The sequence below is a fragment of the uncultured Ramlibacter sp. genome, assembly GCF_936925435.1.
Classification (GTDB): Bacteria; Pseudomonadota; Gammaproteobacteria; order Burkholderiales; family Burkholderiaceae_C; genus Ramlibacter.
In genome coordinates, this window is sequence record NZ_CAKZHQ010000031.1 from 1 (window position 1) to 25,430 (window position 25,430).

Here is a 25,430-nt window from a genome sequence, read left to right on the forward strand (position 1 = left end):
CATGGGGTTGGCCTCGTACATCAGGCGCAGCTTGCCGGGCTTGTCCGGCTCGCGTTTGTCCCAGGGGTACATGAAGACGCCGCCGCGGGTCAGGATGCGGTGCACGTCGGCCACCATGGAGGCGATCCAGCGCATGTTGAAGTCCTTGCCGCGTGGGCCTTCCTTGCCGGCCAGGCATTCGTCGATGTAGCGGCGCACCGGTTCGTCCCAGTGGCGCATATTGCTCATGTTGATGGCGAATTCCTTGGTGTCCGGCGGGATCTGCACGTTCTCCTGCGTCAGGATGAACGAGCCCTGCTCGCGGTCCAGCGTGAACATGGCCACGCCGTCGCCCACAGTCAGCACCAGGGTGGTCTGCGGGCCGTAGACGCAATAGCCGGCGGCCACCTGGCAGTGGCCAGGCTGCAGGAAGTCCTTTTCTTCCACGCCGGCGTCGCCGGCGGGTTTTTTCAGCACGCTGAAGATGGTGCCGATGCTGACGTTGACGTCGATGTTGGAGGAGCCGTCCAGCGGATCGAACAGCAGCAGGTACTCGCCCTGGGGATAGCGGTTGGGCACCACGTAGATGCCTTCCATCTCCTCGCTGGCCATGGCCGCCAGGTGGCCGCCCCATTCGTTGGCTTCGATCAGCACCTCGTTGGCGATGATGTCCAGCTTCTTTTGCATCTCGCCCTGGACGTTCTCGCTTTCGGCCGAGCCCAGCACGCCGCCCAGCGCGCCCTTGTTGACGGCCTGGCTGACGCTCTTGCAGGCGCGCGCCACCACCTCGATCAGCAGGCGCAGCTGGGCCGGGATATGGCCGTCGACGCGTTGTTGCTCGACGAGGTAACGGGTGAGGGAAATTTTGGAGGACATGGGGTTCTTTCTCAATCGGCCAGCGCGCGGGAGACCACCTCGCGCACGTCGTTGCTCAGGTCGGGCCGCGCCGCGACCCGGGTGATGGCTTCGCGCGCCGCCGTGCGGCAGGGCTCGACCAGCTTGCTCCAGCGGTCCAGGGCACGTGCCAGGCGGGCGGCGACCTGCGGGTTGATGGCGTCCAGCTCGATGACGCGCTCGCTCCAGAAGACGTAGCCAGCGGCGTCGGGACGGTGGAAGGCCCCGGGGTTGGCGCTGCAGTAGCTGAAGATCACGCTGCGGGCGCGGTTGGGGTTGCGGATGTTGAAGTCAGCGTGCTGCAGCAACTGCTTGACGGCGGGCAGCACGTTGCCGCCGCGGTCGGTCGCGCCGGCCTGCAGGGCGAACCACTTGTCCAGCACCAGAGGCTCGTCCTTGAACAGCGCGTGGAAGCGCTGCAGGGCCTGGGCGGCCAGTGCGTGGCCGCTGCTGACCAGGGCTGCCAGCGCATTGAAGCGGTCGGTCATGTTGGACGCGTCCTTGAAGCGCTGGTAGGCCTTGCCGGGCCAGAGCGTGTCGCCACTGTGGCGGGCCGCCAGGCACAGGTGGGTCAGCGCCTGGCCAGCCAGCGCGCGCCGGCCCGACGACAGGGCGTCGGGGCTGTAGGCGCCGCTGTCGCGGTGGTTCTCGTAAGCCCATTCCCAGTCTGCAAACAGGCGCTGGGCCAGCTGCTCGCGCATGGCTTCGCGCACCGCGTGGATGCGCTGCGGGTCCACCGTGGCCAACTGCTCGCCGATGTAGGTCTCGGCCGGCAGCGTCAGCACCAGTTCCTTGAAAGCCGCGTCCAGCTCGGGGCTGCGCAGGATGGCGCGCATCGCCTCCACGTAGGGCTCGTCCAGCGTGATGGCGGCGGCGCTGTCCTGTGCGATGAAGCCCAGTGCGCGGTTCATCGCCAGGCGCTGGCCGGCTTCCCAGCGGTTGAAAGGATCGCTGTCATGGGCCAGCAGGGTCAGCAGCTGGGCGTCGCTGTAGTCGCAGTCCAGGATGACCGGTGCGCTGAAGCCGCGCAGGATGGAGGGCACGGGTTGGGCTGCCAGACCGCGGAAGACCAGGGTCTGGCTGGACTCGGTCAGCACATGCAACTCATCGCTCAGCGGTCGCCCATCGGCTGCCAGCAGGCCCAGGCCGACCGGGATGACGAAGGGCAGCTTGGCCGCCTGGCCGGGCGTGGGCGCACAGCTTTGCGACAGGGTCAGCTCGTAGGTGCCTGCGTCTGCATCCCAGCGCGAGCTGGCCTTGACACGCGGCGTGCCGGCCTGGCTGTACCAGCGCCTGAACTGGTCCAGCAGCGGGGCCAGCCGCGAATCCGGGTTGGCATCGGCAATCGCCTGGGCGAAGTCGTCGCAGGTGACGGCGTGGCCGTCGTGGCGTTCGAAGTACAGCTTCATGCCCTTGGCGAAGCCTTCCCTGCCCACCAGGGTCTGCATCATGCGCACCACCTCGGCGCCCTTTTCGTAGACCGTGACGGTGTAGAAGTTGTTGATCTCCAGGTACTGGTCGGGCCGCACCGGGTGCGCCATCGGGCCGGCATCTTCCGGGAACTGGGCGGTGCGCAGCACGCGCACGTCCTCGATGCGCTTGACGGCTCTGGCCGAGGCTTCGCCCGCCAGGTCCTGGCTGAACTCCTGGTCGCGGAACACCGTCAGGCCTTCCTTGAGCGAGAGCTGGAACCAGTCGCGGCAGGTGACGCGGTTGCCGGTCCAGTTGTGGAAGTACTCGTGGCCGACCACGCTCTCGATGTTGGAGAAGTCGGTGTCGGTGGCCGTCGCCTGGCTGGCCAGCACGTACTTGGTGTTGAAGATGTTCAGGCCCTTGTTCTCCATCGCGCCCATGTTGAAGTCGCTGGTGGCGACGATCATGAAGCGCTCCAGGTCCAGGGTCAGGCCAAAGCGCGCCTCGTCCCAGGCCACCGAGGCCATCAGCGAGTTCATGGCGTGCTCGGTCTTGTCCAGGTCGCCCGGGCGCACATAGACCTGCAGCAGGTGCTCGTTGCCAGCGCGCGAGGTGATGCGCTGCTCGCGCGCCACCAGAGAGCCCGCCACCAGGGCGAACAGGTAGCTGGGCTTGCGGTGCGGGTCGACCCAGCGGGCGAAATGGCGGCCATCCTCCAGATCGCCATGCTCCACCAGGTTGCCGTTGGACAGCAGCACCGGGTACCTGGCCTTGTCGGCACGCAGCGTCACGGTGTAGCTGGCCATCACGTCCGGCCGGTCCAGGAAGTAGGTGATGCGGCGGAAGCCCTCGGCCTCGCACTGGGTGAAGAACGAGTCGTTGCTCACGTACAGGCCCATGAGCTTGCTGTTCTTGGCCGGCGCGCAGGTGGTGAAGATCTCCAGCTCGAAAGGCTCGGTGCCCTCGGGCAGGTTCTCCAGCACCAGTTGGCTGTCTTCCATCTTGAACGAGGTGCCCTGGCCGTTGACCATCACCCGCGCCAGGTTCAGTTCCTCGCCATCGAGCTTGAGCGCCTGGGCCGGCACGTCCGGGTTGCGGCGCAACTTCATGCGGTTGAGAACCCGCGTCTTGGCCGGATCCAGGTCGAAGACGAGTTCGACGGTGTCGATCCAGTAGGCCGGCGCCGTGTAGTCGGCGCGGTGGATCACGGTGGTCTGTCCTTCACGCAACATGCAGGCTCTCCAGGAAAGGGGTGTTCATGAGTTCATGGTAGTCGCGCACCTGCGCCACCACATGGGGGCCGGCCAGTTCGGCGGCGCTGTGGCTGGTGCAGACGGCGACGGCTCGCATGCCGGCGCGCCGCGCCGCCTCGATGCCCAGCGGCGCGTCCTCGAAGACGATGCATTGCCCTGCCTGGGCGCCCAGGCGCCGGGCGGCCTCCAGGAAGATCGCCGGCTCGGGCTTGCCGGGCAGGCCCTCGTCGCCGCCGACCACGGCCTGCGGCTGCGGCGCCATCTGCAAGTGCGAAAAGGCAAAGGCGATGTTGTGGCGGTCGCCGGCCGTGCCCACGCCCAGCTTGAGGCCGCGCTGCAGGGCGCGGCCGGCAAAGGCTTTGAAGCCACCGACCTCGGCGAACACCGGGGTGAACAGCTCGCGGTAGATGGCTTCCTTTTCGCCCACCAGGCGCAGGCTCTCGGCCTCGTCCAGCTCGCGCTGGAACAGCTCGCGCATGCACTCGGTGCCGGTGCGGCCGGTGGTGCGCCGCAGAAGATCGGCCACGTCGATCGCTATGCCATGGCGGCGGCTGAACTCCATCCAGCTCCTGGCGTGCCAGGGCATGGAGTCGATCATGGTGCCGTCCATGTCGAAGATCAACGCCCGAACTGGAGCCCCCACGCTCGGCACTGCGTGTACCTCGCTGCCCCCCGAGGGGGCCTTCGAATCTAGGGGCGGCCCGTCGATTCTCATCATCTTCTTCAGACGCCCTGCTTCAGGCTGGCTTCGATGAAGGCGTCGAGGTCGCCGTCCAGCACCTTCTGGGTGGCGGAGATTTCCACGCCGGTGCGCAGGTCCTTGATGCGGCTGTTGTCCAGCACGTAGCTGCGGATCTGGTGGCCCCAGCCCACGTCGGTCTTGGTGTCCTCGAGCTTTTGCTGTTCTTCCTGGCGCTTGCGCATCTCATGGTCGTACAGGCGCGAGCGCAGGCGCTTCCAGGCGACGTCACGGTTGCTGTGCTGGCTGCGGCCATCCTGGCACTGCACGACGATGTTGGTCGGCAGGTGGGTCAGGCGCACGGCCGAATCGGTCTTGTTGATGTGCTGGCCACCAGCGCCCGAGGCGCGGTAGGTGTCCACGCGCACGTCGGCCGGATTGATGTTGATCTCGATCGAGTCGTCGATCTCCGGGTAGACGAAGACGCTGGCAAAGCTGGTGTGGCGCCCGCCCGAGGAGTCGAACGGCGACTTGCGCACCAGCCGGTGCACACCTGTTTCAGTGCGCAGCAGGCCGAAGGCGTATTCGCCTTCGATCTTGATGGTGGCGCTCTTGATGCCGGCCGTGTCGCCTGGCGACTCGTCCTCGACCTGGGTGCTGAAGCCCTTGCGTTCGGCGTACTTCAGGTACTGGCGCAGCAGCATGCTGGCCCAGTCGCAGGCCTCGGTGCCGCCGGCGCCGGCCTGGATGTCCAGGAAGGCGTTGAGCGGGTCGGCCGGGTTGTTGAACATGCGGCGGAACTCCAGCTGCTCCACATCGGGCTGCAGCTTGGCGACTTCGGCCTCGATGGTCTGCAGGCCCGCCTCGTCGCCTTCTTCCTTGCTCATCTCATAGAGCTCGATGTTGTCCGACAGCTCGCGGGTGAGCTTGAGCAGGGTCTCGACGACGCCGTCCAGCTGCTTTTTTTCCTTGCCCAGCTCCTGGGCCCGCTTGGGGTCGTTCCAGACCTGGGGGTCCTCCAGCGAGGCGTTGACCGTCCTCAGGCGCTCGGATTTGGCATCGAAGTCAAAGATACCCCCGGAGCTCTTGGGTCCGCAGGGACAGGTCCGTCAGTTGCGTGCCGATGAGGTTGATGCGTTCTGCTTCCATGGTGTGCTCCCGAGTTAACCCGGGATTTTCTCATGCCCGCGCCGCGGGCCTGGCGTCCAGGGGCAGATGGACGCTGAAGGCCGAGCCCTGGCCCGGTACGCTGCTGACTCCGATCGTGCCGCCGTGGGCCTGGACGATCTGGCGCGTGATGTACAGGCCCAGGCCCAGGCCGGGCGCGGACTGCTTGTCCACGGCGCGCTCGAACTGGCCGAAGATGCGGTCCTGGTCCTCGCGCGCTATGCCGATGCCCTGGTCGCGCACCGTCACCAGGGCCTGGCCCGGCAGGGCCTGCACCTGCACCTGCACCGGCTTGCCGCCGCCGTAGCGCACGGCGTTGGTCAGCAGGTTGGCCACCACCTGCTCGATGCGGAACTCGTCCCACACGCCGGGCAGCGAGGCCGGGCTGTCCAGCGTGACCGGGCTGCCGGCCGCCGCGGCCTGGCCCGCATGGCTGTCCACCACGCGGCGCACCAGCACGGCCAGGTCGGCCGGCTCCGGGGTGATGGCCAGCGTGCCCTGGCGCAGGCGCGAGACGTCCAGCATGTCGTCGATCAGGCGCAGGATGTTGCGGATCTGCTGTTCGTCGCGCTCCACCATGGCCTGCATTTTCTCGGGGCTCAGGGGGGCGCCGGCGGCGATGCGGCGGCGCAGCTGGGCCTGCAGGTACAGGGTGTTCAGGGGCGTGCGCAGTTCGTGCGACACCATGGACATGAATTCATCGCGCATCTGGACCGCGCGCTTGAGTTCCTGCTCGGCCTGCTGCAGCAGTTGGCGCTGGCGGTACATCTGGACGAAGGCGCTGACCTTGCTGCGCACCGCGTGCGCGTCCAGCGGTTTGTAGAGGAAGTCGACCGCGCCGCTCTCGTAGCCGGCGAAGGCGTAGTTCAGCTCCTTGGCGGCGGCGCTGACGAAGACGATGGGGATGCCGCGGGTCTTGTCGGTGCCGCGCATCAGCTCGGCCAGCTCCAGCCCGCTCATGCCCGGCATCTGCACGTCCAGGATGGCCAGGGCGAACTCCTGTTCCAGCATCAGCGTCAGGGCCTCCTCGCCGGAGCAGGCCTGGTAGATGACGCGGTCGTCCTTGCGGATCAGCGCTTCCAGGGCGAGCAGGTTTTCGCGCAGGTCGTCGACGATCAGGATGTTGGCAGGGGTGGGCATGGGTGCGGATTATCGTTCAGGCGCCTGGCGCCGTTTGGATCATTGAATAGGGTTCTAACCCCCGAAAAATGGACATGTCTTGCTATTGAAGTTGTAGCGGAACAAGGCTGGACAACAGCTCGCGGATGGCCTGCAGCGGCAGCACGAAGTCGGGCGTGCGCGCGGCGATGGCGGCCAGCGGCATGTCGGGGCTGGAGGCTTGCAGCGGGTCCTGCACCACGGTCAGGCCGCCGCTGCTGCCGGCGTGGGCCAGGCCGGCAGCGCCGTCCTGGTTGGCGCCGGTCAGCAGCACGGCCACCAGGCCCGGGCCCAGGGCGTCGGCAGCCGAATCGAACAGCACGTCGATGGAAGGGCGGCTGAAGTGCACGGGGGCATCGCAGCTGAGCGCGAAGCTGCGGTCCTTTTCCAGCAGCAGGTGGTAGCCCGGTGGCGCGAAGTAGACAGTGCCGGGCGCCAGGGACTCCTTGTCGGCGGCCTGGCGCACTGCCAGCCGCATGCGGCTGGCGAAGACCTCGGCCAGCACGCTGTCGCGGTCCTGCGCCTGGTGCAGCACCACCACCACCGGCAGCGGGTAGTCTTGCGGCAGGCCGGGCAACAGCGCCAGCAGGGCCTCGACCCCGCCGGCCGAGGCGCCGATGGCCACGGCCGCTGCGTCGCGGCGAAAGCCCGCGGGGAGCGTGTGTTGGGCTGCGGCCTGCTTCATAGCTTGCGGAAGATCCGGTCGGGCCTGGACACAGGCTCGAAGCGGTGGGCCCAGGCCGAGAAATCCAGGCTTTCCTTGGCGCCCAGGCCCAGGAAGCCGCGGTGGCTGAGCGATTCATGGAACAGTCCGAGCGCGCGGTCCTGCAGCGTCTTGTTGAAATAGATCATCACGTTGCGGCAGGAGATCAGCTGGGTCTCGGAGAACACGCTGTCGGTCGACAGGCTGTGGTCGGCGAAGGTCACGTTGGCTGCCAGCGAGCGGTCGAACAGGGCGCCGTCGTAGGCCGCGGTGTAGTAGTCCGAGAAACTGGCCTGGCCGCCGGCCTTGTGGTAGTTGGCCGTGTAGGCCTGCATGCGATCCAGTGCGAAGATGCCCTGGCGGGCCTTGTCCAGCGAGGCCGGGTTGATGTCGGTGGCGTAGATCAGCGAGCGCGCCAGCAGGCCTTCCTCGCGCAGCAGGATGGCCAGCGAGTAGACCTCCTCGCCCGTGCTGCAACCGGCGATCCAGACCTTGAAGCTCGGATACGTGCGCAGCACCGGCACCACGTGGTGGCGCAGCGCCAGGAAGTAGGCCGGGTCGCGGAACATGTCGCTCACCGGCACGGTGAGGAACTGCATCAGCCGGGCGAAGGCCAGCGGGTCGCGCAGGATGCGCTCCTGCATGGCCGAGATGGTCGGGTAGTCCAGCTGCTGCTGGGCGTGCAGCACCCGGCGCTTGAGCGAGGCCGGCGAGTAGTTGCGAAAGTCCTGGCTGTAGCGCAGGTAGATCGCCTCGACCAGCAGCCGCAGCTCGATCTCGGTCGCGTTGCCGTGCGGCATGGTGCTCACCCGTTCTTGAGTTTGGGCATCCACACGCGGATCAGCGAGAACAGGCGCTCCAGCTCGATCGGCTTGGCCAGGTAGTCGTTGCAGCCGGCCTGCAGGCAGCGCTCCTGGTCGTCCTTCATGGCCTGCGCCGTCACGGCGATGACCGGCAGCCTGGCCCAGGCCGGGTTTCTGCGGATCTCGCGGGTGGCGCTGTAGCCGTCCATCTCCGGCATCATCATGTCCATCAGCACCAGGTCGACGCCTTGCGTCTCGCGCAGGCGCTCCAGCGCCTCGATGCCGTTGCGGGCGATCTCCACCACCGCGCCTTTTTGTTCCAGTGCCGCCGTCAGCGCGAAGATGTTGCGCACGTCGTCGTCCACCAGCAAGATCGTGCGGCCCTCGAACACCTTGTCGCGGTGCCGCGCCACCTTGAGCATGCGCTGGCGCTCCAGCGACAGGCCGCTCTCCACCTTGTGCAGGAACAGCGTCACCTCGTCGAGCAGGCGCTCGGGCGAGCGAGCGCCCTTGATGATGATGGAGCGCGAGTACCTTTGCAGTTCGGTCTCCTCGGCGCGGCTGAGGTCGCGGCCGGTGTAGACCACCACAGGCGGGAACGAGCGGATGTCCTCGGCCGACATGCGCCGCAGCAGCTCGTTGCCTGTCATGTCGGGCAGCTTCAGGTCGATGACCATGCAGTCGAAGACCGCGCCGTGCAGCAGGTCCAGCGCTTCCTTGCCGGTTTCCACCGCGATGATCTCGATGTCGTCGTCGCCGATCAGTGCGGCGATGCTCTCGCGCTGGCGCGCGTCGTCCTCGACCACCAGCACGCGCTTGACCTTCTGCGACAGCTTGCCTTCCAGCCGCTGGAATACTTGGTGCAGTTGCTCGCGGGTGGTCGGCTTGATGGCGTAGCCGACCGCACCCATCTGCATGGCCGGCTCCGACAGGTCTTCCGCCGAAATCACATGGACCGGGATATGGCGCGTGGCGGGCTGTTCCTTGAGCAGCTGCAGCAGGGCCAGGCCGGACTCATCGGGCAGGCGCATGTCCAGCAAGATGGCGTCGGGCGCCATGCTCTCGGCCATGCTGATGGCCTCGTCGGCATGGTCAGTCACCAGGCAGGCATAACCGAGCTCATGGGCCAGGTCGAACAGGATGCGAGCGAACTCGGGCTCGTCTTCCACCACCAGCACGCGGCGCTGCCTGGGCGCCAGTTGCGCGCCCCGGTCGTCGTCGAATGCCGTGGAGCGCGGGCGTTTGACGGGCGCGGCCGGCACGGGTGTTGGCGCGGCCACCGGCGGCGCCATGCTCGATGGCGCCGTGGCCAGCGTTGCCTGGTACTGCAGCGGCAGCACCAGGGTGAAGCTGCTGCCCTGGCCGGGCGTGCTGGCCACCTCGATGCTGCCGCCCAGCAGGCCGGCCAGGTCGCGCGAGATCGACAGGCCCAGGCCGGTGCCGCCGTGGCGCCGGCTGGCCGTGCCGTCGGCCTGGCGGAAGGCTTCGAAGATGAGGCCCTGCTGGTCCGGCGCGATGCCGATGCCCGAGTCCCTGACCTCGAAGGCGATGGCGGCGTCGCCGCGCCGCGTGACCGCCACGGACACGCCGCCCCGGTCGGTGAACTTCAGCGCGTTGGACAGCAGGTTCTTGAGCACCTGTTCAGCGCGCTGCCTGTCGGTGAGCAGGGTGGCCGGCAGGTCGGGCGCCAGCAGCAGCTCGAACTTCAGGCTCTTGCCGGCGGCCAGCGGCTCGAAGGTGCGCTGCAGCGTGTCCGCCAGCGACGCCACGCTCATCGTCTCGGGCCGGATCTCCAGCTTGCCGGCCTCCACCTTGGCGATGTCCAGGATGTCGTTGATCAGGTTGAGCAGGTCGTTGCCGGCCGAATAGATCGACTCGGAGAACTTCACCTGTTCGGCCGACAGGTTGCCTTGCGGGTTGTCGGCCAGCAGCCTGGCCAGAATCAGTGAGCTGTTGAGCGGCGTGCGCAGCTCGTGCGACATGTTGGCCAGGAACTCCGACTTGTAGCGGCTGGCGCGCTGCAGTTCGGCGGCGCGCTGCTCGAGCTCGCCCTGGATGGTCTTGAGCGCGTCATTGCGCTCGTCCAGCGCGTCGCGCTGCTCGGACAGCTGGGCGTTGGTCTGCTCCAGTTCGGCCTGCTGGGTTTCCAGGTGGGCCTGCGACTCCTTCAAGGCGCGCGACTGCTCCTCCAGCTCCTCGTTGGCGGTGCGCAGCTCCTCCTGCTGGACTTGCAGTTCCTCATTGAGCTGCTGCGACTCTTCCAGCGCGTCCTGCAGGCGATGGCGGTAGCGCGCGGCTTCCAGGGCCGCGCCCAGGCTGTCCTGGGCCAGCGCCAGCAGTTGCGCATCGCGCTGCTCCAGTGGCCGCAGGAAGGCCAGTTCGATGACGCCGTTGACCTCGCCGTCGTTGGTGATGGGTGAGACCAGCACGCTCTGCGGCTCGCCGTGACCCAGACCGGAGGTCACGCGGATGTAGCCGGGCGGCAGCGTGTCCAGCCGGATCTGGCGGCGGTTGGCGGCGGCTTCCGCCACCACGCTGTCGCTGCCGGCGAAGGTCTGGCCTTGCGCGCTGCCGCCGCCATCGAAACCCCAGGATGCCACGCGCTGCAGCCGGTCCCGGTCGCCCACATAGACGGCACCGACCACGCTGCCGGTGTAGCGCGCCAGGAATTCCAGCGCGTTGTGGCCCAGCACGCCCAGTTGCTGCTTGCCTGCCAGGCTTTCCACCAGCTGGCGCTGGCCGTCGCGCAGCCAGGCCTGGGCCAGCAGGTCCTGGGCCTGCTCGCGTTGCTGCGTGATGGCCGCGGTGAAGGTGGCCGACAGGCCGGTCAGGTCACGCTTGCCGCGCCAGGCCAGCAGGGCGCCGATGGCCAGCATGAAGGCCACGAAGCCGGTGACGGTGTACAGCGCGTTGCGGTTGACCTGGTCGTTGCGTTCCTGCCGCAGGCGCTGCTCCATGCCGATGAATTGCTCGTATTGCTCGCGCACGGCGTTCTTGATCTGCCTGCCGCGCCCCACGCTGGGCGCCTGGTAGGCGGGATCGGCGCGCCTGCGCTCGATGGCGGCCTGTGCCGCAGCGTTCCACTCGGCTTGCAGCTTCTGGATCACGCCCAGCCGGTCGACCTGGGACGGGTTGTCGCCAACCATCGTCTTGAGCTGCTCGATCTCGGCGTTGAGCGAGGTCTTGAGCGCCTCGTGGTCCTCCAGGTAGCGTTCATCGCCACCCAGCAGGAAACCGCGCGCCCCGCTTTCCAGGTTCAGGTCCAGGTTCTGCGTGGCGTAGGCCTTGGCCAGCACGCGGTCTGTGTGTTCGACCCAGCGCATCGCGCCCAGTAGGTACAGGATCAGGGCGATGAACAGGGCCGCGCTGAGCATGCCCAGGCCCAATGGCAGGGCCACGTTGCGGGTCAGGATGCGGCTGAAGTTCTGGGTGTCGGTGGTTGGGGCGTTGCGCATGAAGGTGGGTCACTGTCCAGCAGGCAATCGCGCAGTGTGCCCCATCTGCCAACTTTTTTGGGCCGTCTGCCGGCCCCTCCCGCCCTCTCGCGCGTCAGCGGAACGCGCCGAGCCGGGCTTGTGCGCGGCGGTTGCCGGCGTTGGCGGCGCGCTCGAACCAGCGCATGGCCTGGGTCGGGTCCGGCGCCACGGTGGCGCCCTCCTGGTAGGCCACGCCCAGGAAGAAGCTCATCTCGCTGCGGCCAAAGCGCACGCCGTCTTCGGTGGCCTTGCCCGAGCGCTTGACCACCACCGGAACGTCGCCCTTGCCGTCGGCATAGGCGTGCATCTGTTCGATGGTTTCGCTGAAGAAGCGGTCGCGCACCTGGGCCGCGGCAACGCGGTCTGGCATGGTGGCCACCAGTTCGTCGGCCAGCACCGGCAGGGATTCGAAAGGCGTCATGCCGGCCTTCATGCGCGGCGAGTACCAGGCCCGCAGCATGACCTGGTCCAGCGGCAGCAGGCCGTCGACCTTCCAGGGGAAATAGCTCAGCACGGTCTTGCCGGCCGGGTGGCCGCGCACGCCCATCACGTGCATGGCCTCGTGGTAGGCGCAGCGCCAGGCATCGCGCGAGCGCATCTGGATGGTGGCCGAGTCGATGCGCGTCTCGGTGCGGAAATCCAGGAAGGTGGCGCAGGGCTGGTTGTCTTCCAGCGAATAGTCGGAGACGATCTCGACGTTGAGGTTGGCGAGCTTTTTCGCGTCGGGCTGCTCGGTGACGTCGATCAGGCGCACGCCGGCTTCTGCGGTGACGGTCTGCAAGGCCTTGAACGTGTGGTCGCGGTGCTTGGCCAGATCGGCCCCGCTGAAGCGCACGCGGATGTCGCTCTCCCAGCGCACGACGCGGGTGGGCGTGCCGCTCTGGTGCCACAGCACTTCCCACAGGGTCGCGATGCCCTGCTCCATCTCGTTGGCCAGAGCCAGACAGGGAGTGATCAGTGCCGCCAGGCACAGAGCCCAAGACTTCCTACGCATGAGTCACCTCAAACAATTGGTGACAGTCTAAAAGTAGGAGGCCTCCTACGGCAAGTGCTGTTACTTTCCTACAGCGCGATTGGGCCCGAGATGAGGAATTTTTCGATGAGTTCGGCCACCTGGGCCGGCTGGTCATGGTGCAGCATGTGGCCGGCGTCGCTCACCTGGCCCATCTGCAGCTGGCGCACCGAGCGCAAACGTTCGTGGTATTCGGCCAGGGTGAACTTGCCCTGCCACCAGCCGTCCAGGCTGTTGTCGCTGGCCTCCACACACAGGGTGGGGGCGGTGATCGCGCCGTAGAGCTGCAAAACCTCGTCGACACGGTAGAGGCTGGCGTTGGTGATCTTGTGGGCGGCGTCGCCCAGGATCTGCCAGCGGCCGTCGGCGTCCTGCCGGGCCCAGTGGTTTGCAAGCCACTCAGCCTTGTCCTGTTGCAAACGCTTGTTGGTTTTCATCAGGCGCTGGGCCACGCCGGCGGCCGAGTCGTAACTCTTCAAGGCCATCTCGCCGCGGTGCAGGCTCTTGAGTTCGTCCATCCAGTGCGCGTAGCGCTTGGGCGCCTGTTCGGGACGGCTGGCCGGCATGCCAAAGCCCTCGAGGTTGACCAGGCGGCGCACGCGCTGCGGCCGGCTGCCCGCGTACAGCATGGCCACATTGCCGCCCATGCTGTGGCCCACCAGGTGCACCGGCGCATCGCCGGCGTAGTGGTCCAGCAGGAAGTCCAGGTCGGCCAGGTAGTCGGGGAACCAGTAGTTGTCGGCCGCGGGCGACTCGGTCAGGCCGTAGCCGCGCCAGTCGGGCGCGATGACATAGTGGTCCTGGCCGAGGGCATCGACCACGAACTGCCAGGAAGCCGCCACGTCCATCCAGCCGTGGACCATGACCAGGGGCACCTTGTCCGGCGCGGGTTCGCCCCAGAGGCGCACGTGGTAGCGCAGATTGCGGATCGGGACAAACTCGGAGCGGGAGGCGCGGTTGACTTGGTACATTGCCCTTCGATCATAAGGAGACAGGGCATGGCCGTCAGTCAAGGCAGGGACAAGCACGGGCAACTGCACGCGGGCTTCGCCTGGGACGTGCCGGCGCAGTTCAACATCGCACAGGTCTGCTGCACGCGCTGGGCGCAGCAGCCTGATGCTTCCAAAAGAATAGCAATCCGCGCCCACGGGACGGGGGCTGCGGGCCGATTCCTCTCCTATGCGCAACTGCAGGAGGCCGCCAGCCGGGCCAGCCACGCGTTGCGCCGCCTGGGCGTGCGGCGCGGCGACCGGGTGGCCATCGTCATGCCGCAGCGCTTCGAGACCGCCATCGCCTACATGGCGGTGTTCCAGCTGGGGGCTGTGGCCATGCCGCTGTCCATGCTGTTCGGCCCGGAGGCGCTGGAGTACCGCCTGCAGGACAGCGGCGCGGTGCTCGCCATCTGCGACGACAGCTCGATCGCCAACCTGGCGCAGGTGCGCGCCCAGTGTCCGCAACTGCGCACGGTGCTCGGTGTGGGCGCGGCGGCCGCGCAGGCGGACGGCGCCTGGGAAGCGGCGCTGGCGCGCGAGGACGCCGATTTCGAGGCGGTGGCCACCAAGGCCGACGAAGGCGCGGTGCTGATCTACACCAGCGGCACCACCGGCCCGCCCAAGGGCGCGCTGATCCCGCACCAGGCCCTGATAGGCAACCTGCCGGGCTTTGTCTGCAGCCAGAACTGGTTTGGCTTCGACGGCAAGGCCAACCGTGAGAGCGAGGCCGTGTTCTGGTCTCCGGCAGACTGGGCCTGGACTGGCGGTTTGATGGATGCCTTGCTGCCCACGCTGTACTTCGGCCGCCCCATCGTGGCTTTCAACGGCCGCTTCAGCCCGGAACTGGCCTTCACGCTGATGCAGGACGAAGGTGTGACCCACAGCTTCCTGTTCCCCACGGCGCTCAAGGCCATGATGAAGGCCTATCCCGCGCCGGGCCGCCAGTTCCGGCTGAAGCTGCAGGGCCTGATGAGCGCCGGTGAGGCAGTGGGCGATGCCGTCTTTGCCTACTGCCAGGAGCAGCTGGGCGTCACCGTCAACGAGATGTTCGGCCAGACCGAGATCAACTACGTGGTGGGCAATTGCTCGGTGCAGTGGCCGGCCCGCGCGGGCAGCATGGGCCGACCCTACCCGGGCCACCGGGTGGCGGTGATCGACGACGAGGGCCAGGAGTGCCCGGTGGGCGTGGCCGGTGATGTGGCGGTCAACCGCTACGACGTGCACGGCGCGCCCGACCCGATCTTCTTCCTGGGCTACTGGAACAACGAGGGCGCGACGCAGCGCAAATACACGGGCCACTGGTGCCGCACCGGCGACCTGGCCACGCGCGATGCCGATGGCTACCTCTGGTACCAGGGCCGGGCCGACGATGTCTTCAAGGCCGCCGGCTACCGCATCGGCCCCGGCGAGATCGAGAACTGCCTGGTCAAGCACCCGGCTGTGGCCAATGCCGCGGTCGTGCCCAAGCCCGATCCGGAACGCGGCGCCGTGGTCAAGGCCTTTGTCGTGCTTGCTCCCGATTTTGTAGCGTCCCGCGCCCAATCGGCGGGGGGCGTGGCCGAATTTGATGCCCGCCTGGTGGCCCAGCTGCAAAACCACGTCAAGGGCAAGCTGGCGCCTTACGAGTACCCCAAGGAGATCGAATTCATCGCCGCCCTGCCCATGACCACCACCGGCAAGGTGCAGCGCCGCGTGCTGCGCCTGCAAGAAGAGGAGCGCGCACGTAAACTCGCGGCTCCCTCCTGAAACGCACATTCCTTCCATGCAACAAGTCCAACTCGGCCAGAGCGATCTGCGCGTCACCCCCATCTGCCTGGGCACCATGACCTTCGGCGAGCAGGTTGCCGAGGCCACGGCCCACGCCATCCTCGACCGCTCGCTGGCACGCGGCGTCAACTTCATCGACACCGCCGAGATGTACGCGGTGCCGGCCCGCAAGGAGACCTTCGGCGCCACCGAGACCATCATCGGCAACTGGTTTGCCAAGAACCCTGGCGCGCGCGACAAGCTGGTGCTGGCCACCAAGGTCGCCGGCCCCTCGCGCGGCATGCCCTGGGTGCGCGAGGGCGCAGGCATGACGGCGGCCGACATCCAGGCCTCCTGCGATGCCTCGCTCAAGCGCCTGCAGACCGACGTCATCGACCTCTACCAGATCCACTGGCCCGAGCGCAACGTGCCGATGTTCGGCCAGCTCTATTACGACCCCTCGCAGGAGCGCACCCAGACCTCGATCCACGAGCAGCTGGAGGCCCTGGGCAGCCTGGTCAAGCAGGGCAAGGTGCGCTACATCGGCCTGTCCAATGAAACACCGTACGGCGTGCACGAGTTCGTGCGCCTGGCCGAGCAGCACAATCTGCCGCGCATCGCCACCGTGCAGAACGTCTACTGCCTGGTCAGCCGCGCGCTGGAAAACGGCCTGGACGAGTCCATGCACCGCCTGGGCGTCTCGCTGCTGGCCTACTCGCCGCTGGCCTTCGGCCTGCTGACCGGCAAGTACGACCAGTCGGGCACCGATGGCCCGGACGCGCCCAAGGAGGCGCGCATCGCCAAGTTCGAATCCGTGCGCAAGCAGCGCTGGGGCCGGCCCGAGGGGCTGGCCGCGGCGCGCCGCTACAACCAGCTGGCGCGCGACAACGGCCTGACGCCCACGCAGATGGCACTGGCCTTTTGCTATACCAAGTGGCAGGTTGCCAGCACCATCATCGGCGTGACCTCGGTTGCCCAGCTGGAAGAAGACCTGGATGCCTGGGGCACGCAGCTGTCGCCCGAACTGCTCAAGGCCATCGACAAGGTGCGCTGGGACATCCGGGATCCGGCGCTCTGACCTGAGGCGATGGCCAAGAAAGACCACGTCAGCGAGACCCCGGCCACCGCGCTGCTCAAGGCGCACAAGGTGGCCTTCACCGAGCACCCTTACGAGTACCTGGAACACGGCGGCGCCCAGCACAGCGCCGCCGTTCTGGGCTTCGATCCCTTCACCGTGGTCAAGACCCTGGTGATGGAGGACCAGGACGGCAAGCCGCTGCTGGTGCTGATGCACGGCAACCGCACCGTGTCGACCAAGAATCTGGCGCGCCAGATCGGCGCCAAGTCGGTCGCGCCCTGCAAGCCCGAGGTGGCCAACCGCCACAGCGGCTACCTGGTGGGCGGCACCTCGCCCTTTGGCACGCGCAAGGCCATGCCGGTGTTCATCGAGGAATCCATCCTGGCGCTGCCGAAGATCGCCATCAACGGCGGCCGGCGTGGCTACCTGGTGGGCATTGCGCCCCAGGTCTGCGTGGACTTGCTGGGCGCGAAGGCGGTCCACTGCGCGCTGGCAGAATAGCGGCTCCCGGAGGAGACCCGTCTTGCAATCGATTTATCCCGTGCTCGCCACCGTGGCGGCCTACCTGATCGGCTCGCTGTCGTTCGCCGTCATGGTCAGCCGTCTGATGGGCCTGAAGGACCCGCGCACCTTCGGCAGCAAGAACCCCGGCGCCACCAACGTGCTGCGCTCGGGCAGCAAGGCTGCCGCCATCGTCACCCTGCTGCTGGACGCGCTCAAGGGCTTTGTGCCGGTGCTGCTGGTGCGGCTGTACGGCAAGGACTTCGGCCTGGAGGACGGCAGCATTGCCGCCGTCGGCCTGGCGGCCTTTCTGGGCCACCTGTGGCCGGTGTTCTTCCGCTTCCAGGGTGGCAAGGGCGTGGCCACCTTCATCGGCGTGGTCTTTGGCATCCACCCGCTGCTGGGCCTGGCCACTGCTGTGACCTGGCTGGTCATCGCTTTCTTCTTCCGCTACTCCTCGCTGGCCTCGCTGATCGCGGCGGCCTTCGCGCCGGTGTTCTACCTGCTGGGCGACCGCATCCAGTGGTACGCGGAAAAACCCATCCTGATGGCCTTGTGCGCGATGGCATTGCTGCTGGCATGGCGGCACCGGGAGAACATCAGCCGGCTGCTCGAAGGCAAGGAATCCAGGCTGGGGCAAAAGAAGGCCTGAGCCGCCTGCCCCGGTCTGCGCGAGAGCGCTATCTCTCGATCAGCAGCCGCGTCACCTTGGGCGGCTCGCTGCCCAGATGGAACGCCAGCTTGCGGTCGCGCAGCGTCACATCGGCGCCGGTGACCCGGTCGAAGCGGCGCAGGTGCTCGGTCCATGACTCGTCGGTGATCTGCTCGATGTAGCGGCCCGGTTCGTACAGGTCGTGCAGCAACTGCCAGTCCAGCGCGCCCTGGCGCATGCGGCTGCGCCGGCTGTCCTGCATCAAGGCCACGAATTCGTCGGCGCGGGCCGGGTCAATCAGGTACTCGATGTTGACCTGCACGCGGCCGGTGCCCGGCGCCTGGGCCTGCGGCGCCTTGAAGGCATTGGAGGGCGTCAGGTCCTCCTCGATGCCGCGGTCGGCCATCAGCTTTTGCGCCAGCGCCATCAGCAGCACGCTGCTGATGGCGGCGATCGCCAGGCTCTCGTGGATGCTGGTCCAGCTGGCCACCTGGCCCCACAGGGCCGCGCCGATCGCGGTGGACCCCATCAAGGCCATCTGGTAGATCGACATGCCGCGCGCACGCACCCAGTCGGGCAGCACCATCTGGGCCGACACGGTCAGCGAGTTGGCCACCGTGATCCAGGCCATGCCCGAGACGAACATGGCGGGCACAGCGATGTAAATGGTGGGCGCGAAAGCCACCACCACGGCGCCGAGGGCCTGCAGCACCGTGCCGGTGAACAGGCGCTGCTGCGGGGACAGCCAGTTGCGGATGCGCGGCATCGACAGCGCGGCCAGGATGGCGCCTGCGCCCATGGAGGCCAGCAGCAGGGTGAAGGTGCCGGCGGCGCCGCCGGGCAGGGCGCGCGCCACCAGTGGCAGCAGGGCCAGCTGCGCCGTCGAATGCAGGAAGAACAGCGAGATGCGCAGCAGGATGCCGCGCATGGGCTGCGACTGCCAGACGAACTGCACGCCCACCCGCATGGCGCTGGCCAGGCGCTCGCGGCCCAGCGGGCTTTCCTTGTGCTCGCGCCGCCAGCGCATGATGACAAAGCCGGCCGCCACCGACAGCACGGCGTTGAGAACGAAAACCCAGGCGCTGCTGGCGCCGGCGATGATGGCGCCGGCCAGCAGCGGGCCGATGATGCGCGAGCCGTTCATGGCCACGCCATTGAGGGCCAGGGCCTGCGGCAGTTGCTGGCGCGGCACGACCTCGGGGATGATGGCGGCAAAGACCGGCCAGCGCATGGCCAGGCCCACGCCGTTGGCAAAGGTCAGGGCCAGCAGCAGGGGGGCGCTCATCCAGTCCATCAGCACGGCGGCGCAGGTGAGGGTGGCGATGCCGGCAACCCAGAACTGGGTCAGCATGAAGTAGCGCCGCCGGTCCAGGATGTCGGCCAGGGCGCCGCTGGGCAGGCCCAGCAGGAACACCGGCAGGGTCGAGGCCGACTGCACCAGGGCCACCCACAGCGGCGAGGGCGACAGCGAGGTCATCAGCCAGGCGGCCGCCACGTCGTTCATCCACATCGTGGTGTTGGCCGCCAGCCAGGTCAGCCACAGCATGCGAAACACCGGGTGCTGCAGGGGGCCGAAGCTCGATTCGGGACCGCTGGAGGCGGCTGGCGGGACGTGTTCTGGCATGTGGGATGCTACGGATTCAGTAGCGCGCCAGGTCCATCTGGCGGGAGGTGGAGGCTTGTTCGACTCTCAATACCGACGTTCCAGGACCATCTGGTCGTTGTCGCGCTTCATCTGGAAGCGGGTCAGGAAGCTGTTGCCCAGCAGCACATAGCCCATGGACGCCTGGCCGACCACCGCATCCACCTCGAAAACCTCGACGTCGCCGATGCGCACCGAGTTGAGTTTGACACGCCAGCCCTGGGCGATGCCGTTGGCGGTGCTCATGCGCACCGGCTGGCCGGCCTTGTAGTTGATGCCCAGGCGCTCGGCCTCGCTGGCGCCCAGGCCGATGACCGAGGCGCCGGTGTCGACCATGAACTGGACGGCCCGGCCATTGATCGTGCCCTGGGCCAGGAAGTGGCCGTTGCTGCCCGCTGTCAGCACGATCTTGTTGCCGCGCGGCGCGCCGGCGCCGCCGTCCACGCTGGCCGGCGCGTCGCCCACCCGCAGGCTGTGGCGCTGGCCGTTGACCTCCACCACCGCGTTGTCGCCGGAGGTGGAGATCACCTTGACCCCCTTGTGCGTCTCGCCCGCCGCCACGCCGCGTGGCGCACTGCCGTCGACGATGAGCAGCGCCCGGCTGCCCAGCATGCCTTGCAGGCTCACCGTCTGCGCGAAGGCGCCTCCGGCCCACAACGCAACCAGAAAGACAATGGACTTCATGCCAGGGCAGTCGCGGATCCGGCTTCGCCGGTCCGCTGGCTGCGCCCCCTTGAGGCGGAGGCGCCGCAGGCGCTTCGGGGGTGGGCCATCAATCCCGGAAGTTGTTGAACGACAGCGGCATGTCCGGGATGTCCTTGCGGATCAGGGCCATTGCCGCCTGCAGGTCGTCGCGCTTGGTGCCGGTGATGCGCACCGCGTCGCCCTGGATGGCGGCCTGCACCTTGAGCTTGCTGTCCTTGACGATGCGGGTGATCTTCTTGGCCTGTTCGGTCTCGATGCCGTTGCGCACCTTGATCACCTGCTTGACCTTGTCGCCACCGGCCTTTTGCACGTCGCCCTTGTCCAGGAAGCGCACGTCCACGTTGCGCTTGGTCAGCTTGGAGGTGAGGATGTCCTCCACCTGCACCAGCTGGAAGTCGGCGTCGCCGATCAGGGTGATTTCCTTGTCCTTGAACTCGATGGCCGCCGAGGTTCCCTTGAAGTCGAACCGCGTGCCGATCTCCTTGGCCGTGTTGTCCACGGCATTTTTCACTTCGACCAGATTCGGCTCGCAGACGGTGTCAAAAGACGGCATGAAACTCCCCCGGAAAACATTAGGCTGATGCGACAATTCTCCCATGATCGTGGAGCAAAACGTACCCCTGCAGGCACACAACAGCTTTGGCATCGTGGCCAAGGCGCGCGAACTGGTGCGGGTGCGCAGCGAGGACGACGTGCTGGCCCTGCTGGCCGATGCCCAGTTGGCGGCCAAACCCAAGTTCGTGCTGGGCGGCGGCAGCAACATCGTGCTGACCGGCGATGTGCGGCCGCTGGTGCTCAAGGTCGAGACCCTGGGCCGGCGCGTGCTCGAGGACGGCCCGCGCGCCACCATCGTGGAAGCGGGGGCCGGCGAGAACTGGCATGAGACGGTGGCCTGGACCCTGGCCCAGGGCTTTGGCGGCCTGGAAAACCTGGCCCTGATCCCCGGCACCGTGGGCGCATCCCCGGTGCAGAACGTCGGCGCCTATGGGGTCGAACTGCAGGACCGCTTCGAGTCGCTCGACGCCATCGACCTGGCCAGCGGCCGCGTGTTCACGCTGGATGCGGCGCAATGCGCCTTCGGCTACCGCGACTCGGTGTTCAAGCATGAAGCTGTGCAAGAGGGGGATTTCGGCCTGTCGGGCCGGGCGCTGATCCTGCGCGTGCGCTTTCGCCTGCCCAAGCCCTGGAAGCCGGTGCTGGGCTACCTGGACCTGGAGCGCAAGATGGCGGAGACGGGCATCCGCACGCCCTCGGCCCAGCAGATCTTCGACTGGGTCTGCGCCATCCGCAGCGCCAAGTTGCCCGACCCGCGCGTGATCGGCAATGCCGGCAGCTTCTTCAAGAACCCCACGGTGACGCTCGAACAGTGCAGCGACATCATCGCCCGCGAGCCGGGCATAGTGCACTACCGCATGGCCGACGGCTCGGTCAAGCTGGCGGCCGGCTGGCTGATCGACGCTTGCGGCTGGAAGGGCAAGTCGGTGGGCAACGCCGGCGTCTACGAGAAGCAGGCCCTGGTGCTGGTCAACCGCGGCGGCGCCACCGGCGGCGAGGTGGTCACCCTGGCACGGGCCATCCAGACCAGCGTCTACGAGCGCTTCGGCATCCGGCTCGAGCCCGAGCCGGTGGTGGTCTAGCGCGACAGGCGCAGGAAACGGCGCACGTTGTCGGGGTCGGAACCGACCGATTCCACCGCCCACAGCAGTTCGCGTTCGCTGCAATGGAGCCAGCGGCTCCAGTTGCGGCGCTCCCAGTCGTAGGTCAGTTCGATCTGCGGCGGCGCGATGGTGGCGGACGTTGCGGTGTCTTCAAGCATGCTGCTCTCCTTGGATGCCTGGATGCAATCTAGGTGGCAGTCCGGGACGCGGTTGCCGGAGAACGGCAGAGGCTGTTGTGGGAGCCCGCAGGCGCGCCCTGTAGGAAAGCGGCGGATGGGCTGCTTATGATGGGCCCATGTTGTCCGTCATCGCCATCTGCCTGGGCGCCTGCCTGGGCGCGCTCTCCCGCTGGGGCCTGGCCCTGTGGCTCAATGGCCTGGGTGTGCTGCCATGGGGCACGGTGGCGGCCAACCTGGCCGGTGGCTGGTTGATCGGCGTGGCCATCGCCGTCTTCCAGGCCATGCCGCAACTGGACCCGGCCTGGCGGCTGGCGGTGGTCACCGGCTTTCTGGGCGCGCTGACCACCTTCTCGAGCTTTTCCGCGGAAGTGGTGCTGATGCTGCAGGACCAGCGCCTGGGCCTGGCGCTGGCCACCGCCACGCTGCACCTGGCCGGTTCGCTGCTGCTGACGGCCGTGGGCCTGCGCTGCGGCGCCTGGCTGCTGGGCAGCTAGCGCGGATTCGGTCGCTGGAAGAAGTCCAGCGCCTTGCGCCAGGCGCGCGGATCGTGCGCGCCGGACAGCAGGAAAAGATCGGCATCCGCCCCCGGGCCGGCGCCGAACACCGGCTCCAGCTGGGCCGCAGTGCCTTGGGCGCGCAATTCCGGCAACACCCTGTAGGCTGCCCGCGCCACGAAGGCGCAAGCCGCCGGTTCCCGGTTGATCTGCCGGCACGCGTGCAACGCCTGCGTGACCTTCGCGGCCGAGGGCTCGCGCATCAGAGCATCCACAAGGGCCCGCTCGGCGCTGCCCGAGCCCGCCATGACGTCCTTGCGGACCCAGTACCCGCTAGGCACGGCGAGGCCCTTGCAAGGCAGCGAAGTCGGGCCGGCTTGCGGCACGGCCTCATAGCGTTGGGCAAAGCGCGGGTCAGTCAGCCATCCGGCGTAACGGCAGGTCCACCAGGTGTGGGTGAAGACGATGTCGGGTGCGGCGTATTCCAGCAGGTATTCGTTGAGTTGCGCCTCGGACAGGCGCGGAACCAGGGAGGAGCCGAGCAGGCCCAGGTCGACGATGTTGAACTGCTTGTGCCAGCTCACCGCCCCCAGGTCCGGGTTGGCGACGGTCGGCCGGGCCAGGCCGTGGGCCAGGGCGATCCGTGCAAACTCCTTGCGCACCTGTTCGAACCCGACGCTGCTGCAGCAGGCATTGGCGGGCTGGTAGCGGTTGTATTCGTGGAGCATGAAGGTCAGCAGGGCCACCACCGGCAAAACGTAGGCGTCGGACCTGGCCGGCTTCCAGCCGTGGATGGCCGCAGCCACGGCCACCGGTACGAACAGCGCCAGCTGGGTGGTCGTCCTGGCGGTGTCCAGCCGCGCCGGGCCGAACACGAAAGGCGCGAGCAAGGCCGTGAAAATCAGGCACGCTGCCATCAGCATCAGCAAGGAAGTGGTGCCTGCAGGACGGCGAAACACCACGAAGGGCGCTGCGAGCAGCAGGAAGTAGCCGCCCAGGCGCGAGAAGTTGGCGCGCGCCAGGCCGAAGGACTGGTCCAGGTAGATGGGGCTGAGGGTCACCAGTTCGACCAGGCGTTCGCCGATGGAGATGCCCTGGGCCACGGCCGTGTTGGGCAGCAGGGAGCCGAAATAGGCATAGCGGCACAGGTTGAACAGCAGCCAGAGGCCGGCAAACCAGGCCGTGAAGTTGCGTGCCTGCCGCCCGCCATGCCGCGAGTGCCAGTCCATGCAGAACAGCAGCAGCAGTGGCGCCACGTGAAAAATCGCCTCGACCCGGCAGATGCTGGCCAGGAACGGCACCACCACCCAGCGCAGGTCTGTCCTTGCGTCGGCCGCAAAACGGTGCAGCAACACCACCGTCCACAGCAGGAACACATGGCCCAGGGCGTTCTCCATGCCCGAGCCGTGCCAGACCATGAAGGCCGGCAGTTCGGTCAGCAGCAGGGCGGCCGCACAGGTCGCGGCCAGGGCGAACCAGGGGCGCGCGGCGAACAGCTGCGCGAACAGCGCGCCCAGCGCGAAGCTGCAGGCCAGCGTCTGCAGGTCCATGAAGCCCTGGTAGCCGATGCCGCTGAGCCCATAGGCGGCGGCGTACAGCAGCAACTGCAGCGGGGCCGAGGAGGCCTCCAGGCGTTCACCCGACGGGTTGACGCCGATGAAGCCGAAGTCCACCCAGTTGCGGGCGTGGCTGAGCGTGATGATGCCGTCGTCGCGGTACTGGTAGAAGTCCGGGTTCATGCCGGCGTAGCGCGCATACAGGATGGCGCAAAAGAGCAGCCCGGCGGCCAGAGCCAGCGCCGCTGTGCGCAGCGCGGGGGAGAGGTGCGCCCGCGTCACAGACGCATCCTCTTGAAGACGTTTTCGGGGATCGAGCGCACTGCCAGCATGATCCAGCGCCAGAAGCCCGGCAGGTAGGCCACATCACGGCCGCGGTCGACGGCGCCGACGATGCCTCTGGCCACGTCCTGCGGCGAGGCCCACAGCAGGCCCTTGGCAAATGCTGCGGTCATCGGCGTGTCAACGAAGCCCGGCTTGATCGTGAGCACCCGCACGCCCGAGGCATGGAGGCGGTTGCGCAGGCCTTGTAGGAATACGGCCACCGCAGCCTTGGCCGTGCCATAGACGTAGTTCGATTGCCGGCCCCGGTCGCCGGCCACGGAGCCGATCACGGCGATGGTGCCGCTGCCCTGGACCGCAAGCCGGTTGGCCAGATGGGTGAGCAGCGACACCACGCTGAGGGCATTGATCTCCAGCGCCTCCAGCGCCGCCGCGGAATCTCGCTCGCATGCGGCCTGGTCCGGCAGGCTGCCGTGCGCGACCAGCACCACGTCCAGGCCGTCCCACTGCGCCAGGGCTGCGTCCAGCGTTGCCGCGTGCCGGGCGTGGTCGCGCACGTCCAGCACGGCGTGTTGCACGGCGCCGGCGCCGCGCACCCGCAGGTCCGCCGCGATCTGCGCCAGCCGCAGTGCGTCGCGCCCGAGGAGGTAGATGGAGTCGCCGCGCCCGGCCCACAGTCTGGCGGTGGCTTCGGCGATGGCGGAGGTGGCGCCGATGAGGAGGATTCTTTTCACAACAGTCCCAGGCGGCGCGATTGCGCCGAAGCGAAGCGGCCATGGGCGTGCCAGCGCGCGCGCACGGACTCGAATTCCTGCCAGCGCGGATAGCCCTGGCGGAAGCTGGCAGCGCTCATGCGGGCATCCTTGGCCAGGTACAGCCTGCCTCCATGGTGCAGCACGATGGCGTCCAGCTGGTCCAGCAGCGCGAAGACGGCGGGTTCGGCCCGGAAGTCCAGCGCCAGGGTGTAGCCCAGGACCGGAAAGGACAGGTGGTTGCCGTTGGCGGGGCCGAACTTCTTGAGCACAGCCAGGAAGCAGCCCTGGCCGGACTGCCCGATGCGCTCCAGGATGTCGCGCAGCGCCTCGCGCCCGGCGGCTTGCGGCACCACGCACTGGTATTGGACGAAGCCGCCGGCGCCGTAGAGCCGGTTCCACTGGTCCAGGGCATCGAGCGGATAGAAGAAGGACTGCAGGGACACGCACCGGGTGCTGCGGCCCTGGCGCGCGTGCCCGTACTGCACGGTATTGAATGCGCGGGCCGTGGGGGGGGGGGGGGGGGGCGGCCCCCCCCCCGCGCCCCCGCGCGGCGGGGGGGGGGGGGGGGGGGTAGGGGGGGGGGGGGGGGGGAGGGGAGAAAAAAAAAGGGGGGGGGGGGGGGGGGGGGGGGGGGGGGGGGGGGGGGGGGGGGG

23 protein-coding genes are annotated in these 25,430 nt (G+C 67.9%); 6 read left to right on the top strand and 17 right to left on the bottom strand.

The window, feature by feature from the left end:
* From Q0632_RS14500 to Q0632_RS14545, 10 genes are all read right to left on the bottom strand, one after another.
* A partial coding sequence (locus Q0632_RS14500) for a class 1 fructose-bisphosphatase (protein WP_298931355.1) occupies nucleotides 1-855 on the bottom strand: 855 nt, incomplete at its 3' end.
* A gap of 11 nt (nucleotides 856-866) precedes the next feature.
* Nucleotides 867-3,518 (bottom strand): aminopeptidase N, encoded by a 2,652-nt coding sequence (pepN, locus tag Q0632_RS14505; protein WP_298931358.1) that lies wholly within the window; start codon nucleotides 3,516-3,518, stop codon nucleotides 867-869.
* Entirely contained in the window at nucleotides 3,508-4,254 is a 747-nt protein-coding gene (locus Q0632_RS14510; protein ID WP_298931419.1) for an HAD family phosphatase, read from the bottom strand. Before Q0632_RS14510 ends, pepN begins: the two co-directional genes overlap by 11 nt.
* A gap of 8 nt (nucleotides 4,255-4,262) precedes the next feature.
* Nucleotides 4,263-5,367 (bottom strand): peptide chain release factor 2 gene (prfB, locus tag Q0632_RS14515; RefSeq protein ID WP_298931361.1). Its coding sequence is split into 2 segments (ribosomal slippage): nucleotides 4,263-5,285 and nucleotides 5,287-5,367, totalling 1,104 coding nucleotides; the frame shifts between segments, so codons are not numbered across the junction.
* Nucleotides 5,368-5,397: 30 nt separating this feature from the next.
* Complete coding sequence (locus Q0632_RS14520; protein WP_298931364.1) at nucleotides 5,398-6,525, bottom strand: hybrid sensor histidine kinase/response regulator; 1,128 nt, start codon at nucleotides 6,523-6,525, stop codon at nucleotides 5,398-5,400.
* Between the two features lie 82 nt (nucleotides 6,526-6,607).
* Nucleotides 6,608-7,228, bottom strand: coding sequence for a chemotaxis protein CheB (locus tag Q0632_RS14525; protein ID WP_298931367.1), 621 nt, complete (start codon nucleotides 7,226-7,228; stop codon nucleotides 6,608-6,610).
* On the bottom strand, nucleotides 7,225-8,046 hold the full coding sequence (locus tag Q0632_RS14530; protein ID WP_298931422.1) for a protein-glutamate O-methyltransferase CheR: 822 nt from the start codon (nucleotides 8,044-8,046) through the stop codon (nucleotides 7,225-7,227). Before Q0632_RS14530 ends, Q0632_RS14525 begins: the two co-directional genes overlap by 4 nt.
* 5 nt (nucleotides 8,047-8,051) lie before the next feature.
* Nucleotides 8,052-11,504 carry a response regulator gene (locus tag Q0632_RS14535; RefSeq protein ID WP_298931370.1) on the bottom strand — a complete coding sequence of 1,151 codons (3,453 nt, stop codon included), beginning with the start codon at nucleotides 11,502-11,504 and terminating at the stop codon, nucleotides 8,052-8,054.
* Nucleotides 11,505-11,598: 94 nt separating this feature from the next.
* Nucleotides 11,599-12,519 carry a hypothetical protein gene (locus Q0632_RS14540; RefSeq protein ID WP_298931372.1) on the bottom strand — a complete coding sequence of 307 codons (921 nt, stop codon included), beginning with the start codon at nucleotides 12,517-12,519 and terminating at the stop codon, nucleotides 11,599-11,601.
* Nucleotides 12,520-12,587: 68 nt separating this feature from the next.
* Nucleotides 12,588-13,508 (bottom strand): alpha/beta hydrolase, encoded by a 921-nt coding sequence (locus Q0632_RS14545; RefSeq protein WP_298931375.1) that lies wholly within the window; start codon nucleotides 13,506-13,508, stop codon nucleotides 12,588-12,590.
* A gap of 27 nt (nucleotides 13,509-13,535) precedes the next feature.
* On the opposite strand from Q0632_RS14545, the gene Q0632_RS14550 reads away from it, so the two are divergent.
* From Q0632_RS14550 to plsY, 4 genes are read left to right on the top strand one after another with little or no spacing between them, the layout of a single operon-like run.
* Nucleotides 13,536-15,275 (top strand): acyl-CoA synthetase, encoded by a 1,740-nt coding sequence (locus Q0632_RS14550; protein WP_298931378.1) that lies wholly within the window; start codon nucleotides 13,536-13,538, stop codon nucleotides 15,273-15,275.
* Nucleotides 15,276-15,291: 16 nt separating this feature from the next.
* The gene (locus Q0632_RS14555; protein ID WP_298931381.1) at nucleotides 15,292-16,353 is read left to right on the top strand and encodes an aldo/keto reductase; all 1,062 of its coding nucleotides are present in this window, start codon (nucleotides 15,292-15,294) and stop codon (nucleotides 16,351-16,353) included.
* A gap of 9 nt (nucleotides 16,354-16,362) precedes the next feature.
* Complete coding sequence (locus Q0632_RS14560; RefSeq protein WP_298931384.1) at nucleotides 16,363-16,854, top strand: aminoacyl-tRNA deacylase; 492 nt, start codon at nucleotides 16,363-16,365, stop codon at nucleotides 16,852-16,854.
* 22 nt (nucleotides 16,855-16,876) lie between these two features.
* Complete coding sequence (gene plsY, locus Q0632_RS14565; RefSeq protein WP_298931388.1) at nucleotides 16,877-17,506, top strand: glycerol-3-phosphate 1-O-acyltransferase PlsY; 630 nt, start codon at nucleotides 16,877-16,879, stop codon at nucleotides 17,504-17,506.
* Nucleotides 17,507-17,534: 28 nt separating this feature from the next.
* On the opposite strand, the gene Q0632_RS14570 is transcribed toward plsY, so the two are convergent.
* From Q0632_RS14570 to Q0632_RS14580, 3 genes are all read right to left on the bottom strand, one after another.
* Nucleotides 17,535-19,130 (bottom strand): MFS transporter, encoded by a 1,596-nt coding sequence (locus tag Q0632_RS14570; protein WP_298931391.1) that lies wholly within the window; start codon nucleotides 19,128-19,130, stop codon nucleotides 17,535-17,537.
* Nucleotides 19,131-19,196: 66 nt separating this feature from the next.
* Complete coding sequence (locus Q0632_RS14575) at nucleotides 19,197-19,832, bottom strand: TIGR02281 family clan AA aspartic protease (RefSeq protein ID WP_298931394.1); 636 nt, start codon at nucleotides 19,830-19,832, stop codon at nucleotides 19,197-19,199.
* An 88-nt stretch (nucleotides 19,833-19,920) separates the two neighbouring features.
* Nucleotides 19,921-20,406 (bottom strand): YajQ family cyclic di-GMP-binding protein, encoded by a 486-nt coding sequence (locus tag Q0632_RS14580; protein WP_298931397.1) that lies wholly within the window; start codon nucleotides 20,404-20,406, stop codon nucleotides 19,921-19,923.
* A 43-nt stretch (nucleotides 20,407-20,449) separates the two neighbouring features.
* Between Q0632_RS14580 and murB the strand changes: the two genes are divergently transcribed.
* The gene (gene murB, locus Q0632_RS14585; RefSeq protein WP_298931400.1) at nucleotides 20,450-21,490 is read left to right on the top strand and encodes a UDP-N-acetylmuramate dehydrogenase; all 1,041 of its coding nucleotides are present in this window, start codon (nucleotides 20,450-20,452) and stop codon (nucleotides 21,488-21,490) included.
* Here murB and Q0632_RS14590 read toward each other — a convergent pair.
* Nucleotides 21,487-21,669, bottom strand: a complete 183-nt coding sequence (locus Q0632_RS14590; protein WP_298931403.1) for a DUF3606 domain-containing protein — start codon at nucleotides 21,667-21,669, stop codon at nucleotides 21,487-21,489. The genes murB and Q0632_RS14590 overlap by 4 nt on opposite strands.
* Nucleotides 21,670-21,806: 137 nt before the next feature.
* Between Q0632_RS14590 and crcB the strand changes: the two genes are divergently transcribed.
* A complete protein-coding gene (gene crcB, locus Q0632_RS14595) occupies nucleotides 21,807-22,184 on the top strand; it encodes a fluoride efflux transporter CrcB (protein WP_298931406.1) in 378 nt (125 codons plus the stop codon).
* Here the strand turns inward: crcB and Q0632_RS14600 are convergent.
* The 3 genes from Q0632_RS14600 to Q0632_RS14610 are packed head-to-tail and all read right to left on the bottom strand — an operon-like array spanning nucleotide 22,181 to nucleotide 25,262.
* Nucleotides 22,181-24,022, bottom strand: a complete 1,842-nt coding sequence (locus tag Q0632_RS14600; RefSeq protein ID WP_298931409.1) for a hypothetical protein — start codon at nucleotides 24,020-24,022, stop codon at nucleotides 22,181-22,183. The genes crcB and Q0632_RS14600 overlap by 4 nt on opposite strands.
* Nucleotides 24,019-24,756, bottom strand: a complete 738-nt coding sequence (locus tag Q0632_RS14605; RefSeq protein ID WP_298931413.1) for an SDR family oxidoreductase — start codon at nucleotides 24,754-24,756, stop codon at nucleotides 24,019-24,021. Before Q0632_RS14605 ends, Q0632_RS14600 begins: the two co-directional genes overlap by 4 nt.
* The gene (locus Q0632_RS14610) at nucleotides 24,753-25,262 is read right to left on the bottom strand and encodes a hypothetical protein (RefSeq protein WP_298931416.1); all 510 of its coding nucleotides are present in this window, start codon (nucleotides 25,260-25,262) and stop codon (nucleotides 24,753-24,755) included. The genes Q0632_RS14605 and Q0632_RS14610 overlap by 4 nt, the downstream gene beginning before the upstream one ends.
* Nucleotides 25,263-25,430 lie beyond the last annotated feature (168 nt).

Coding starts and splice junctions, on each gene's coding strand:
- pepN (WP_298931358.1), bottom strand. CDS start 3,518: ATGTTGCGTGAAGGACAGACCACCGTGATCCACCGCGCCGACTACACG.
- Q0632_RS14510 (WP_298931419.1), bottom strand. CDS start 4,254: ATGAGAATCGACGGGCCGCCCCTAGATTCGAAGGCCCCCTCGGGGGGC.
- Q0632_RS14520 (WP_298931364.1), bottom strand. CDS start 6,525: ATGCCCACCCCTGCCAACATCCTGATCGTCGACGACCTGCGCGAAAAC.
- Q0632_RS14525 (WP_298931367.1), bottom strand. CDS start 7,228: ATGAAGCAGGCCGCAGCCCAACACACGCTCCCCGCGGGCTTTCGCCGC.
- Q0632_RS14530 (WP_298931422.1), bottom strand. CDS start 8,046: ATGCCGCACGGCAACGCGACCGAGATCGAGCTGCGGCTGCTGGTCGAG.
- Q0632_RS14535 (WP_298931370.1), bottom strand. CDS start 11,504: ATGCGCAACGCCCCAACCACCGACACCCAGAACTTCAGCCGCATCCTG.
- Q0632_RS14540 (WP_298931372.1), bottom strand. CDS start 12,519: ATGCGTAGGAAGTCTTGGGCTCTGTGCCTGGCGGCACTGATCACTCCC.
- Q0632_RS14545 (WP_298931375.1), bottom strand. CDS start 13,508: ATGTACCAAGTCAACCGCGCCTCCCGCTCCGAGTTTGTCCCGATCCGC.
- Q0632_RS14550 (WP_298931378.1), top strand. CDS start 13,536: ATGGCCGTCAGTCAAGGCAGGGACAAGCACGGGCAACTGCACGCGGGC.
- Q0632_RS14555 (WP_298931381.1), top strand. CDS start 15,292: ATGCAACAAGTCCAACTCGGCCAGAGCGATCTGCGCGTCACCCCCATC.
- Q0632_RS14560 (WP_298931384.1), top strand. CDS start 16,363: ATGGCCAAGAAAGACCACGTCAGCGAGACCCCGGCCACCGCGCTGCTC.
- Q0632_RS14570 (WP_298931391.1), bottom strand. CDS start 19,130: ATGCCAGAACACGTCCCGCCAGCCGCCTCCAGCGGTCCCGAATCGAGC.
- Q0632_RS14575 (WP_298931394.1), bottom strand. CDS start 19,832: ATGAAGTCCATTGTCTTTCTGGTTGCGTTGTGGGCCGGAGGCGCCTTC.
- Q0632_RS14580 (WP_298931397.1), bottom strand. CDS start 20,406: ATGCCGTCTTTTGACACCGTCTGCGAGCCGAATCTGGTCGAAGTGAAA.
- murB (WP_298931400.1), top strand. CDS start 20,450: ATGATCGTGGAGCAAAACGTACCCCTGCAGGCACACAACAGCTTTGGC.
- Q0632_RS14590 (WP_298931403.1), bottom strand. CDS start 21,669: ATGCTTGAAGACACCGCAACGTCCGCCACCATCGCGCCGCCGCAGATC.
- crcB (WP_298931406.1), top strand. CDS start 21,807: ATGTTGTCCGTCATCGCCATCTGCCTGGGCGCCTGCCTGGGCGCGCTC.